This window comes from Rathayibacter sp. Leaf299, from assembly GCF_001423055.1.
Lineage (GTDB): Bacteria > Actinomycetota > Actinomycetes > Actinomycetales > Microbacteriaceae > Rathayibacter > Rathayibacter caricis.
Genome location: NZ_LMNT01000001.1, coordinates 1,356,561 through 1,369,543, shown reverse-complemented (window position 1 = coordinate 1,369,543; position 12,983 = coordinate 1,356,561). Strand labels below are relative to the sequence as shown.

The following is a 12,983-nucleotide window of genomic DNA, read 5'->3' as shown; positions in this document are numbered from 1 at the left end:
TGTGGTCGGCCCGCGATATCCTGCCGCCGTGCTCCGCTCCGTCGCCCTCGTCGCCCTACCCGGTCTCGCCCCGTTCGAGTTCGGGGTCGTCTGCGAGGTGTTCGGCATCGACCGCACCGCTCAGGGCGGGCCCGCCTTCGACCTGCGCATCGTGACGACGGATCCGGGGCCGGTCACCACGAGCCTCGGCTTCGACATGGTCGTCGAGGGCGATCTCTCCGGGGCGGAGGACGCGGACCTCCTCGCGATCCCGGCCCTCCCCCGCGGCCCGGTGGACGAGCGCGTGCTCGACCTCCTCCGGCGGGCGCACGCCCGGGGCGCGTGGATCCTCAGTGTGTGCAGCGGGGCGTTCGTGCTCGCCCAGGCGGGGATCCTCGACGGTCGACGCGCCACGACGCACTGGATGCACACGGACGAGCTCGCCGAGCGGTTCCCGTCGGTCCGGGTCGACCCCGACGTCCTCTTCGTGCAGGAGGGGCGCATCGTGACCAGCGCCGGCACCGCCGCGGGGATCGACGCCTGCCTGCACATCGTGCGGGAGGAGTGGGGCGCCGCCGCCGCCAACGTGGTCGCGCGCAGGATGGTCGTGCCGCCGCAACGGCACGGGGGCCAGGCGCAGTACATCCGCACGCCGATCCCGGAGGCTCGGGCGGATTCGTTCGCGGAGGTCACCGAGTGGATGCTCGACAACCTCGACCAGGAGCTCGCCGTCGAGACCCTCGCCCGCCGCGCCCTGATGTCGCCTCGCACCTTCGCGCGGCGGTTCCGGGCCGACCTCGGCACCACTCCGCTCGCCTGGCTCAACCGTCAGCGCCTGCTGCGCGCGCAGCAGCTGCTCGAGGAGACCGATCTCACCCTCGAGACGATCGCGGGACGGGTCGGGTTCGGCACGGCGGCCGTGATGCGCCACCACTTCGTCCGCGTGCTGCAGACGACGCCCGCGGCCTACCGCCGCACGTTCGCCTGCGCCGAAGCGTCCTGATCCGGCGGACGGAGGGCTACTGCGTGGCGACGAAGAGCGTCCCGCGGCCGCTCACCGAGAGCGTCCCCTCGGACGGCGTGACGAAGACGCTGCCTCCGCGCTCGACGCGCGTCCGGCCCTCCGCGCCCTCGACGACGAAGGATCCCGCGGTGGCGATCGCGATCGCCGGACCGTGCAGCTCCAACTCCACGGCGTCCTCCGACACCGGCTCCACGACCGCGAGCACGAAGTCCGGCACGTCCGGTCGGTAGATGCGGACGCCGGGCGCGACCTCGTGGGCCGGAAGGTAGGGCACCGGCAGCGGCGAGAACTCGAGCACGTCGACGAGCTCGGGCACGTCGATGTGCTTGGGCGTCAGCCCGCCGCGCAGCACGTTGTCGGACGCCGCCATCAGCTCGACGCCGGTGCCGTGGAGGTACGCGTGGATGTTGCCCGCGGGCAGGTAGAGCACCTCGCCGCGCGAGAGCCGCACCCGGTTCAGCAGGAGCGACAGCACGATGCCCGGATCGCCCGGGTAGCTCCCGGCGAGGTCGGCGACGGTGCGGGTCTCGAGGCGGTCGTCCCCGTCGGCGGCCGCCACGACGGCGTCGACGAGAGCCGACACCTCGCTCCGGTCGCCGTCGGCGAGCAGCCAGGACACGGCGCGGCGGAGCACCTGCTCGGCGTCGCCGTCGAGAGTCGCGGCGAAGGCGCGGATGACGGCGCCCTGCGCACCGGCGGCGCGCTGGGAGAGCTCCTCGAGCAGCGCCTGCGCCCGGGCGGGATCGCGGAAGCCGCACAGCGCGTCGAAGCTCTCGGTGAGCGCGTAGATCAGCTCGGGCTTGTGGAACGGGTCCTTGTAGTTCCGGTCCGCCGCGTCGCGCGGGATCCCGGCCTCGTCCTCCTCGACGAAGCGGCGCTGCGCGGTCTCGGCCGAGGGATGCGCCTGCAGCGAGAGCGGGCCGCCCGCGGCGAGGATCTTGAGCAGGAACGGGAGGCGCGGAGCGCCGGACACCGGGTCGGTCGAGCCGTGCGATCCGGCGAGCGCCGCCTCCGGCTCCCGCGCGATCCAGTCCGCGAGGGTGTCCGCGCCGACCGACGCGGGGTCGAGGATGCGGGACGGCGATCCGGGGTGCGCCCCGAGCCACAGCTCCGCCTCGGGACCGCCCGACGCCGGGGTGCCGAGTGCGTCCGAGATGCCGGTGAGGGACCCCCAGGCGTAGTCGCGGGGGGTGTTGCCGATCGGGATGAACACGGGCCGGGCCTTTCCGTCCGGGGAGCAGAGGAGGAGCCGCGCGCGTACCGGGGCCTCCCGGGGCCGCTCCGCCCCGACGCTAGCAGGATCCACAACGGCGACCGCCGGTGGCGGGGCTCCCCTTGGCGCTCCCCTCCACCGTTCGTGCCGTCGCGGACCCGCGTTCGTACGCTGGCACCAGCCGCGTCGCCGCCGCTGGATCGGCAGGGGCGGTCCGACTCGAACCAGGGAGCGACGGAGCACATGGACAGCACGATCTTCGAGACGCTGGCGGCCGATTTCTACGGCTTCGCCGGCGGTCTCTCCCCCGCCGAGAAGGACCTCCTGGTGGGCCTCCGCGCCTTCCTCGAGGAGCAGGTGCGCCCGATCGCCGACGACTACTGGGAGCGCGCCGAGTTCCCGCGCCACCTCGTGCCGGGGATCCACGCGACGGGCGCCGTCGGGCTCTCGTGGCCCGGAACGCGCGCGATCGAGAACTCGGCCGTGTTCCGCGGCTGGGTCGCTCTCGAGCTCGGCCGGGTCGATGCGGGCATCGCCACCTACGTGGGCGTGCAGAACGGACTCGTCATGGGCACCGTCGGCGTGACCGGATCGGACGAGCAGCGCGCCGAGTGGCTGCCCAAGCTCGCCTCCGGCGAGGTCATCGGCGCCTTCGGACTGACCGAGCCCCACTCCGGCTCGGACTCGGCCCAGGGGCTGCGCACGACGGCGCGCCGCGACGGCGACGACTGGATCCTCGACGGGGAGAAGCGCTGGATCGGGAACGCGACCTTCAGCGACGTCACCGTGATCTGGGCCAAGGACGCGGAGGACGGACAGGTCAAGGGCTTCCTCGTGCCCACCACGACTCCGGGCTACCGCGCCACGGCGATCGCCCGCAAGCAGAGCCTGCGCACGATCCAGAACGCCGACATCGTCCTCGACGGGGTGCGCGTGCCGGAGTCGCTCCGCCTGCAGAACGCGAACTCCTTCCGCGACACCGCGAAGGTCCTCCGGCTGACCCGCGCCGAAGTGGCCTGGCAGGCGATCGGAGTCGCCATCGGCGCCTACGACGCGGCCCTGCGGTACGCCCGCGAGCGCGTCCAGTTCGGCAAGCCCCTCGTCGGCCACCAGCTCGTGCAGGACCTCCTCGTCAAGAGCATCGGCAACATCACCGCGAGCATCGCCCTGGTGACCCGGGTGTCCGAGATGCTCGACGCCGGCGAGCAGCGCGACGAGCACTCCGCCCTCGCGAAGGCCTACACGACGGCGCGCATGCGCGAGACCGTGGCGTGGTGCCGGGAGGTGATGGGCGGCAACGGCATCGTGCTCGACTACGGCGTCGCCCGCTTCTTCGCCGACGCGGAAGCCCTGTACTCCTACGAGGGCACGCGCGAGATGAACACCCTGATCGTCGGACGCGCGATCACCGGCACGGCGGCGTTCGTCTGAGCCGGAGCGTCGCGACCGCTCTCTAGACTGATCGCCATGCCCCGACGCGCCGCGCCCTCCGCTCCCCGAGCGCTCGCGGTCGCGATCCTCACGGTGCTGATCGCGGGCCAGGCTCTGCGCAACCTCGCCGGCTGGTGGGGCTGGGGCCTGGTCGTCGGAGCGCTCCTCATCGCGGCGGTGGTGCTCGTGCTGCGCGAGCGGCCGAGGCTGCTCTGGAGCCGGACGCCCAAATCGCTCCTGGCCTTCCTCGCCCTGGTCGTCCTGTCACTGCTCTGGTCGGCGTACCCCGGCGCGAGCGCGATCGGCGTCACCGCGCAGCTCGCGACGACCTTCGGAGGCGTCGTCGTCGGTCTGACCCTGGGCGCCGGCGCCTTCGTGACGGCCCTCGGACGGGCACTGCGCATCACGGTCGGCCTCTCGCTCCTGTTCGAGCTCGTCGTGGCGGTCGTCGTGCGGCAGAGCGTGCTCCCGCTGGTGATCGACCTGCCCGCATCGGGCCCGATCCCCGACGCCTTCTACTGGTCGCAGGCGGCGCTGTTCACCGGCGAGCCGATCCAGGGCATCGTCGGCAACCGCAATCTGCTCGGCTTCGCCGCACTGCTGGGCCTCGTCGTCGTCCTGATCGAGCTCGCCGCGCGCACGGTCGGCCGCCGCTGGGGCGTGCTCTGGGCACTCGTCTTCGCCGCGACGCTGCTGCTCACCCGCTCCTCGACCGTCCTGCTCTGCCTCGTCGCCGTCGGGCTCGCCGCCGTCTTCGCGCTCTGGGCGCGCCATCGGGGCGAGGACGGGCGGCGGCCGGTGTACGTGACCGCCGCGGCCGTCGGCGCCGTGCTCGTCGTCGGAGTCGCGTCGGGCTGGGGCGCGCTGCTCTCCCTCCTGGGCAAGAGCGAGGACGCCACCGGGCGCCTCGACATCTGGAGCGCCGTCTGGGACCTCGCCGCCCAGCGCCCCGTGCTCGGGTGGGGCTGGGTCAGCTACTGGGCACCGTGGGCCGCGCCGTTCGACACGCTCGCCGAGCGCAAGGGCGTCCTCTACCTCCAGGCCCACAACGCCGCGCTCGACGTCTGGTTCCAGCTCGGAGTCGTGGGGCTCGTGCTCTTCTGCGCCCTCACCGTGTCGACGCTCTGGCGCTCCTGGTTCCGCGCCGTGGACCGGCCCCGCCGCAGCGCCACGGCAGCGCTGCCCTACTCCGTGCTCTCGCTGGCGCCGCTGCTGATCGTGGTCGCCCTGCTCGCGCAGTCCCTCGCCGAGAGCCGCCTGCTGATCGAGAGCGGCTGGCTCCTGCTCACGGCCCTCGCCGTCCTGACGAAGCAGCCCGCGAACGAGGCGGAGGAGGCCCTGTCGGCCGAGCGCCCCGCCGTCGCGGGCGAGCGTCCGGGGCGATGACGGACCGGCGGCCCTCCGCTCTCCCGCCGTACCTCTCGGACGCGGTGGCGTCCCCCCGGTTCGCCGCCGCTCTCGCGCAGTCGACTCTCGTCGTCGTCCTGTGCGCCCCCGCGGTGCGCGGCATGATCGGCTGGCCCGGGTACATCGCCGGCATCGCGACGCTCACGGTCCTCGCCGCGGCGATGCTCGTGCTGCGCCGGGGCACCCTCGACTGGGAGGGTCTCCTGCCGACGAGCATCCTCGTGTTCCTGGGCTGGATCGCGCTCAGCGTGCTCTGGAGCGGGTACCAGTGGGCGACCGTCTCGAGCGTCGCCTATCAGCTCGCGCTCGCGTTCCTGGCCATCGCGATCGGAGTGACGCGCGACATCATCCAGATCATCCGCTCGGTCGGGGACGTGCTGCGCTTCGTGCTCGCGGCGTCGGTCGCCGTCGAGGTGGTCGCGGGCGTGCTCATCGACCGTCCCCTGCGCTTCCTCGGCGTCGAGGGGCAGCTCGCGGTGGGAGGCCCGATCCAGGGGCTGGTGGGCACGCGCAACCAGCTGGGCCTGGTCTGCCTGCTCGCGATCGTGACCTTCGCGGTCGAGCTGATGACCCGCTCCGTCGCCCGCGGTCCGGCGATCGCGTCGCTCGCTCTGGCCGGCGCCACGCTGCTCTTCACCCGCTCGGCGGTCAGCGCCGGGGTGCTGGTGGTCGCGGCCGTCGTCGCGCTCGCCCTGCGCTGGGTGCGCCGGGGCGACAGCGAGCACCGGCGCACCCGGCAGTACGTCACGGTCGGTGTCGCCGTCGGCGCGGCACTCGCCGCGTGGATCTTCCGCTCGCGGATCATCGAGATGCTCAACGCCGGCAGCGAGTTCGAGTTCCGCCTCACCCTCTGGCAGCAGGTCGGACGCTTCGTCGACCTCGCCCCGCTGATCGGCTGGGGCTGGGTGGGCTACTGGCGCACGGAGCTGTACCCGTTCACCGCGATCGACTTCCTCTCGGGCCGGCCGCACTCCTCCAGCCTGAACGCCCTGTTCGACCTCGCCCTCCAGGTCGGCGTCGTGGGAGCCGTGCTCTTCACGGCGCTCGTCGGCCTCGCGCTCTGGCGCTCCTGGCTGATCGCCTCCGAGCGCAAGGCCGTCGTGCACGTGTGGCCCGTGATGGTCCTGACCGTGCTCGTCGTGACCGCTCTCGCCGAGAGCTCGATCCTGCTGGACGCGGGCTGGCTCCTCGTCGTGGTGTGCGCCATGCGCGCGGCGCAGGGCCTCAGCTGGCGCCGCCTGCTCCGCCCCCGCGACTGACCCGGCGGCGGGCCACGGAGCGGAGCACCTCGAGGTGCTCGGCTCGGCAGCTCTCCCAGTCGAACTCGGCCGCTCGGGCGATGCCGAGCGGCGCGAGCTCCTCCCGACGCGCGATCGCCTCGACGATGCCGTCGGCGATGGAGCGGGCGTCGAGCGGATCGACGTACACCGCGGCGTCACCGCAGATCTCGGGCAGCGACCCGGCGTCGGCGGCCGCCACCGGGCAGCCGGACGCCATGGCCTCGATCGGAGGGAGGCCGAAGCCCTCGTAGAGGCTCGGGAAGGCGAGGACCGCCGCCCGTCGGTACAGCTCCGCGAGCTCCTCCGGAGCGACGTGGCCGCGCCACTCGACGAAGTCGGGCAGCTCGCCGAGCCGGTCGAGGTCGCCTCCGGTCAGCACGAGGCGCAGGTCGTGGCCGTCGGCGCGGAGCAGCCGCATCGCCTCGAAGAGTCGCGCGTGGTTCTTGTGCGGCCACGCCCGGGCCGGGAAGAAGACGAAGTCGTCCCGCTCGCCCGTGTTCGGACGGAAGCGGGAGGTGTCCACTCCGAGGTGCGACACGTGGATCCGCTCCGCCGGGATCCCGAGGAGCTCGACGATCCGCCCCTTGGTGAACTCGCTGATCGTGATCACCGCGTCCGCTCGCCGGGCGGTCGCCTCGTACGCGACCCGGCGGAACAGGCGCTCCACGCGCGGGAAGAGCTCGGGCAGGTCGCGGTGCTGCAGGTCGAACAGCATCTGGACGTGCCCCTGCCGCCTCGACGGCCACGGCAGCGGCACGGTGAAGGGGAAGTACAGGGTCTCGTCGCGCGCGAGCCTCCGGCGCAGCCGAGCGGTCCGGAGCAGCGCCTGCAGCATGCCGACCGCCCGCCTGCGGTGACCCGCGCCGCTGACGACCCCGCCGGCGACGAGCTCCGCGACGCCCTCGCTGAACCCGCGCGCGTTCTCGGGCACGAGGACCTGCACGCGCAGGTCCTCCTCCCCCGCCCGCGGCACGAGGAGGCGCGTCAGAGCACGGGCGTAGGTCTCGCCTCCCCCCATCCCGCCGGGGTCGACGGTGAGGACGGCGAGCGTGACGGGGAGCTGGTCGGGCATGGCGTCCAATCGGTGTCTCGACCGGCCAGGATAGCCGCGCTCGGCACCGCCCCGCCGGTGCCGATCCGGACCTCCCCGAGGCCCGTGGGTAGTATGTAGCCCGCTGTCATCGACCCACGACGAAACGGACCACCACGTGCCCCGCGCTTTGATCACCGGAATCACCGGCCAGGACGGCCTCTACCTCGCCGAGCTGCTGCTCTCGAAGGGCTACGAGGTCTTCGGCCTGGTCCGCGGGCAGAACAACCCGAAGTACGAGCTCGTGCGCCGCGTCGTTCCGGAGGTGACGCTCCTCACCGGTGACCTCACCGACGTCTCGAGCCTCGTCCGCGTGCTCGCCGTCGCCCAGCCCGACGAGGTCTACAACCTCGGTGCGATCTCGTTCGTCGCGTACTCGTGGGAGAACGCGTCGCTGACCTCCGACGTCACCGGCAAGGGCGTGCTCAACATCCTCGAGGCGACCCGCCTCTACGCCGGCGACGACATGTCGCGCGTGAAGTTCTACCAGGCCTCCTCCTCCGAGATGTTCGGCAAGGTGCAGCAGGTGCCGCAGCGCGAGGAGACCCTGCTCTGGCCGCGCTCGCCCTACGGCGTCGCGAAGGTCTTCGGTCACTACATGACCATCAACTACCGCGAGTCCTACGGCATGCACGCCTCGTCGGGCATCCTCTTCAACCACGAGTCGCCCCGGCGCGGCCCGGAGTTCGTGACGCGCAAGATCAGCCTCGCCGTCGCCCGCATCAAGCTCGGCCTGCAGGAGACCCTGGAGCTCGGCAACCTCGACGCGAAGCGCGACTGGGGCTTCGCCGGCGACTACGTCGACGCGATGTGGCGCATGCTGCAGCAGCCCGAGGGCGACGACTACGTGGTCGCGACCGGCGAGACCCACGAGATCCGCGAGTACCTCGACATCGCCTTCAACCACGTCGGCATCGAGGACTGGACCCCGTACGTCACGCAGAACCCCGCGTTCATGCGCCCGGCCGAGGTCGATCTGCTGATCGGCGACCCGGCGAAGGCCCGCGACGTCCTCGGCTGGGAGCCCAAGGTGTCCTTCCCCGAGCTCGTCGCGATGATGGTCGAGAACGACCTGGTCGAGCAGACCGCGCTGATCAGGTAGTCGTGCCCTCCGCTCTCGTCACCGGGGCGAGCGGCCAGGACGGGGGCTACCTCGTCGAGCGCCTGCTCGAGGACGGCTGGGACGTCTCCGCGCTGGTGCGCGGCGACGATTCCGCCCTCCCCTCGGCCGTCCGGCCCTTCGAGGGGGACCTCCGCGACGCCGCGGGCCTCGGCCGCATCGTCGCGGAGGCGGCGCCGGACACGGTCTTCCACCTCGCCGGGCTCTCCTCCGTCGCGCTGTCCTGGCAGGAGCCCGTGCTCACCGCCGAGGTCACCGGCACCGCCGTCGCCGCGCTGCTCGAGGCGTCCCTGTCGCTCCAGGAGTCGAGCGGGCGCGCCGTGCGCTTCGTGCAGGCGTCGTCGTCCGAGATCTTCGGAGCCGCGACCGAGAACCCGCAGACGGAGTCGACCCCGATCCGCCCGGTGTCGCCGTACGGCGCCGCCAAGGCGTTCGCCCACCTCCTGGTCGGCGTGTACCGCGGACGCGGACTGCACGCCTCCTCCGGGATCCTCTACAACCACGAGTCGCCCCGCCGCCCCGACGCCTTCGTGACGCGGAAGATCACCGCCGGCGTCGCGGCGATCGCCGTCGGGGCCGCGAGCGAGCTGTCGCTCGGCAACCTCGACGTCCGCCGCGACTGGGGCTGGGCCCCGGACTACGTCGACGCGCTCGTGCGGGCGTCCCGCGCCGACGAGGCGGGCGACTACGTCATCGCGACCGGAGTCTCGCACTCCGTCCGCGAGTTCGTCGCGGCCGCGTTCGCCGCGGCCGGCATCGACGACTGGGAGCACCTCGTCGTCCTCGATCCGCGCTTCGCCCGGCCCGTCGACGCCCCGGAGATGCGCGGCGACGCCTCGCGCGCCCGCTCCGTCCTCGGCTGGCAGCCGACGGTGGCCTTCGAGGAGATCGTCGCGCGGATGGTCGCGCACGATCTCGACCTCGCCCGACGCGCCAGCTGAGCCGCCGGCCCGCCGTCTCCCGGGTCGTGGAGCGGACGGAACGTACAATGATCCAGCTGCCGTGACGGCAGTGCTATGGCTGGGAGACCGATGAGCAGCAAGAAGTCGACGATCACGCGAGCGGCGGACCGCGTCGACGCGATCGCGCAGGAGCCCTTCCACCGCAGCGGCACGCAGCCCGGCGGCGGGAAGGCCGGCGGCTTCGTCTCGGCGTTGATCGACATCCTCCGCCACCGCGAGCTCCTCCGGCTGCTCGTCAATCGCGAGCTCAAGCAGCGGTACAAGGACTCGAGTCTCGGCTTCCTCTGGACGCTGATCCGCCCGCTCGTCATGCTCGCGATCTACTACATCGCGATCGGCCAGTTCCTCTCGGCGGCGCGCAACGTGCCGGAGTTCGCCATCTTCGTGTTCTCGGGCCTCACGATCTGGGGTCTCTTCGCCGAGATCGTCAGCAGCGGCACGGTCTCGATCCTCAGCAACGGCGGGCTGATCAAGAAGGTCTACCTGCCGCGCGAGATCTTCCCGGTCGCCACGATCGGCTCCGCCCTGTTCAACTTCGCCGTCCAGTTCCTCGTGCTCATCGTCGGGGCGATCCTCCTCGGCGGGATCGACGTCAACTGGAACCTCCTCTACATCCCGGCGGCGATCGCGGTCGTGCTGGTCTACGGACTCGCGCTGGCCCTCGCGCTGTCGGCGCTGAACGTCTACCTCCGCGATGTGCAGTTCCTCGTCGAGGTCGGGATCCAGATCTTCTTCTGGCTCTCGCCGATCGTCTACGCCTGGGCCTTCGTGGTCGAGTCCGTGCCCGGCTGGGTCGCCCAGCTCTACCTGCTCAACCCGATGACCAACGCCGTGCTGGCCTTCCAGCGCGCCATCTGGTCGGCCGGATCGCAGACGGTGGACCTCGGCACGGAGGACGCGCCGATCCTCGTCGGGCCGCAGCCGTGGCCCGGTCACATGGAGCTCCGCCTCCTGCTCATCTTCCTCGTCGGGGTCGTGCTGGTGTGGATCGCCCACCGCATCTTCCGCCGCCTCGAGGGCAACTTCGCTCAGGAGATCTGATCCCATGACACTCGAATCAGAGGTGTCCCTCCCCGACTCCGCGACGATGCCCACCATCATCCGCGTGCAGAACGCGTCCAAGCGCTTCGTCATCCGCAAGGACAAGAGCATCAAGGAGCGGATCGTCAACTTCGGCCGCGGGCGCCAGCACCGCGACGACTTCTGGGCTCTGAAGGACATCGACCTCGAGATCCCGCTCGGCTCGACGGTCGGCCTGATCGGCGCCAACGGCTCCGGCAAGAGCACGCTGCTGAAGCTCATCGGCGGCATCATCCAGCCGACCACCGGCACCGTCGAGCGCCGCGGCCGCCTCGCCGCCCTGCTCGAGCTCGGAGCGGGCTTCCACCCCGATCTCACGGGTCGCGAGAACGTGTTCCTCAACGGAGCGATCCTGGGGCTGTCGCGCAAGGAGCTCGAGGACAAGTTCGACTCCATCGTCGACTTCTCCGAGATCGCCGACTTCATCGACACCCAGGTGAAGTTCTACTCCTCGGGCATGTACGTGCGGCTCGCCTTCGCGATCGCGATCCACACCGATCCCGATCTCCTCCTGGTCGACGAGGTCCTCGCCGTCGGCGACGAGCCGTTCCAGCGCAAGTGCATGGATCGCATCCGCGCCTTCCAGCGCGCCGGCAAGACCATCGTCCTCGTAACGCACTCCCTCGAGCAGGTCGGCGAGCTGTGCGACCGGACCGTCGTCCTCGAGCACGGGAACGTGATCTACGACGGCGAGACCGCCCGCGGTCTCGAGGTGCTGCGCAACGGCTTCGAGTCCTCGCGCCAGGAGCGCGTGGAGCGCGAGACCGCAGAGGCCATCGTCGAGGCGGAGGAGACGGGCGAGGAGCCCGAGCAGATCCAGCCCGCCGAGATCGTGAGCATCGAGCTCGACGGCGGCACGCTCGAGGAGGGGAACCGCACCCTGCGCCCCGGCGACGACCTCCGCGTCTCGGTGACCCTGCGCCCCCTGAGCAGCACTCCCCTCGAGAACTGGTTCGTCGGGATGGGCGTGGACACTCCCATGGGGCAGATCGTCTTCGGCACGAACACGATGCGCCTGGGCTTCGAGCACCCGCCGCTGACCGAGCAGACGACGATCGTCTTCGATCTGCCCGACATCCGCTTCGGCGGCGGCACCTACGCCGTGCACGCCTCCGCCTCCACCCTCAGCAACGGCGAGTTCACCCGCGTGCCGGTCGGCGCGCGGTTCACGGTCGAGCGCAGCGACAAGCGGGTCGGCCTCGTGAGCGTCGCCGCCACCGCGACGGTCGGCGGAGTCACGCGGGCGTGAACCGTCCCGTCCGCCTCCGCGTCGATGCCACTCCGCTCGCCGCGACGGCGATGACGGGCGTCGGGCACGTCCTCCTCGAGACGGTCCGCGCTCTCACCGACGAGCGCTTCGCGGACCGGATCGAGCTGACCCTGTTCGCTCCGCTGTCCGAGCGGGCGGCGGTGCGACGCGCGGCCCCCGCCGGCGTCCGCGTCGTCGGAGTCCCGCTCCCCCGCCGCCTGGTCGGGCTGCTGACCCGGACGCCCGTCCCGATCGACCTCCTGATCGGACGCGGGGTGTACTTCTTCCCCAACTTCCGCAACTGGCGGACGCTGAGCCCCTCGATCACGTTCCTCCACGACGTCTGCTTCGCCGCGGAGCCGGCACTGGTGCCCGTGGAGCGGAGGCGGTTCCTCACCGCCCACGTCGCCGGCTGGCTCCGTCGCACGAGCCTCGTGGCGACCGGGACCCCCTCGGCCGCCCGTGAGATCGAGCAGCTCCTCGGGGTCGGCGCCGAGCGCATCCGGGTCCTCCCCACGACCGTCGACTCCGCCGTCTTCCGGCCGCGCTCGCGGGAGGAGTCGGCTGCGGTCGCCGGAGCGCTCGGCGTCGAGCGCTACGTGCTCTTCGTCGGCGCCCGAGAGCCGCGCAAGAACCTGCCGCACCTGATCCGCTCGTACGCCGCGGCGGAGCGTCCCGAGGGCCACTCGCTGCTGCTCGTCGGTGCGACCGGATGGGACGACGACGAGATCGTCGAGGCGGTCGAGAGCGCGACCAGGGCCGGTGCCGACGTCCGCATCGTCGCGCAGCCGGTCTCCGACGAGATGCTCCCCGCACTGATCTCCGGGGCGGACGCCCTGGCGCTCGTCTCGCACCACGAGGGCTTCGGACTGCCCGCGCTGGAGGCCGTCGCGTCCGGCACTCCGGTGATCGCGTCGGACATCCCCGGCATCCGCGACGCGCTCGCGGGCCACGAGGACGCCGCCGTGTTCGTCCGCCCCGGAGACCGGGACGCACTGGTCCGCGCTCTGCAGGACGCGATGCGTCTCCCGCGGCGGGTGGATCCCGGCGCGATCCGTCCGTGGACCGATGCCGCGGAGGCCCTGGTGTCGGCCGCGGAGCAGCTCGACCGATCGCGCTAGCGGGCGGTCGGTCGACCGCCCGCCGGC

11 protein-coding genes are annotated in these 12,983 nt (G+C 72.1%); 9 read left to right on the top strand and 2 right to left on the bottom strand.

The genetic code is table 11. The features are described from left to right. Positions 1 to 28 precede the first annotated feature (28 nt). Complete coding sequence (locus ASF48_RS06535; RefSeq protein WP_055788173.1) at positions 29 to 982, top strand: GlxA family transcriptional regulator; 954 nt, start codon at positions 29 to 31, stop codon at positions 980 to 982. Between the two features lie 16 nt (positions 983 to 998). Here ASF48_RS06535 and manA read toward each other — a convergent pair whose 3' ends face one another. Then, positions 999 to 2,216 carry a mannose-6-phosphate isomerase, class I gene (gene manA, locus ASF48_RS06530; RefSeq protein ID WP_055788169.1) on the bottom strand — a complete coding sequence of 406 codons (1,218 nt, stop codon included), beginning with the start codon at positions 2,214 to 2,216 and terminating at the stop codon, positions 999 to 1,001. 243 nt (positions 2,217 to 2,459) lie between these two features. Here manA and ASF48_RS06525 point away from each other — a divergent pair, with 243 nt between their 5' ends. From ASF48_RS06525 to ASF48_RS06515, 3 genes are read left to right on the top strand one after another with little or no spacing between them, the layout of a single operon-like run. Further along, entirely contained in the window at positions 2,460 to 3,647 is a 1,188-nt protein-coding gene (locus tag ASF48_RS06525) for an acyl-CoA dehydrogenase family protein (RefSeq protein ID WP_055788165.1), read from the top strand. A gap of 36 nt (positions 3,648 to 3,683) precedes the next feature. Then, a complete protein-coding gene (locus ASF48_RS06520) occupies positions 3,684 to 5,033 on the top strand; it encodes an O-antigen ligase family protein (RefSeq protein WP_082481025.1) in 1,350 nt (449 codons plus the stop codon). Beyond that, the gene (locus ASF48_RS06515) at positions 5,030 to 6,313 is read left to right on the top strand and encodes a hypothetical protein (RefSeq protein WP_055788162.1); all 1,284 of its coding nucleotides are present in this window, start codon (positions 5,030 to 5,032) and stop codon (positions 6,311 to 6,313) included. Before ASF48_RS06520 ends, ASF48_RS06515 begins: the two co-directional genes overlap by 4 nt. On the opposite strand, the gene ASF48_RS06510 is transcribed toward ASF48_RS06515, so the two are convergent. Then, the gene (locus ASF48_RS06510; protein ID WP_055788158.1) at positions 6,279 to 7,406 is read right to left on the bottom strand and encodes a glycosyltransferase family 4 protein; all 1,128 of its coding nucleotides are present in this window, start codon (positions 7,404 to 7,406) and stop codon (positions 6,279 to 6,281) included. The genes ASF48_RS06515 and ASF48_RS06510 overlap by 35 nt on opposite strands. Before the next feature lie 136 nt (positions 7,407 to 7,542). On the opposite strand from ASF48_RS06510, the gene ASF48_RS06505 reads away from it, so the two are divergent. From ASF48_RS06505 to ASF48_RS06485, 5 genes are all read left to right on the top strand, one after another. Next, positions 7,543 to 8,526, top strand: coding sequence for a GDP-mannose 4,6-dehydratase (locus tag ASF48_RS06505; RefSeq protein ID WP_055788154.1), 984 nt, complete (start codon positions 7,543 to 7,545; stop codon positions 8,524 to 8,526). Between the two features lie 2 nt (positions 8,527 to 8,528). Next, positions 8,529 to 9,485, top strand: a complete 957-nt coding sequence (locus ASF48_RS06500; RefSeq protein WP_055788151.1) for a GDP-mannose 4,6-dehydratase — start codon at positions 8,529 to 8,531, stop codon at positions 9,483 to 9,485. Positions 9,486 to 9,575: 90 nt separating this feature from the next. Then, positions 9,576 to 10,547: an ABC transporter permease gene (locus tag ASF48_RS06495; protein WP_055788148.1), complete on the top strand. Its 972-nt coding sequence runs from the start codon at positions 9,576 to 9,578 to the stop codon at positions 10,545 to 10,547. 4 nt (positions 10,548 to 10,551) lie between these two features. Then, entirely contained in the window at positions 10,552 to 11,835 is a 1,284-nt protein-coding gene (locus ASF48_RS06490) for an ABC transporter ATP-binding protein (protein WP_235577187.1), read from the top strand. Continuing rightward, a complete protein-coding gene (locus ASF48_RS06485; RefSeq protein ID WP_055788144.1) occupies positions 11,832 to 12,956 on the top strand; it encodes a glycosyltransferase family 4 protein in 1,125 nt (374 codons plus the stop codon). The genes ASF48_RS06490 and ASF48_RS06485 overlap by 4 nt, the downstream gene beginning before the upstream one ends. Positions 12,957 to 12,983: the final 27 nt, after the last annotated feature.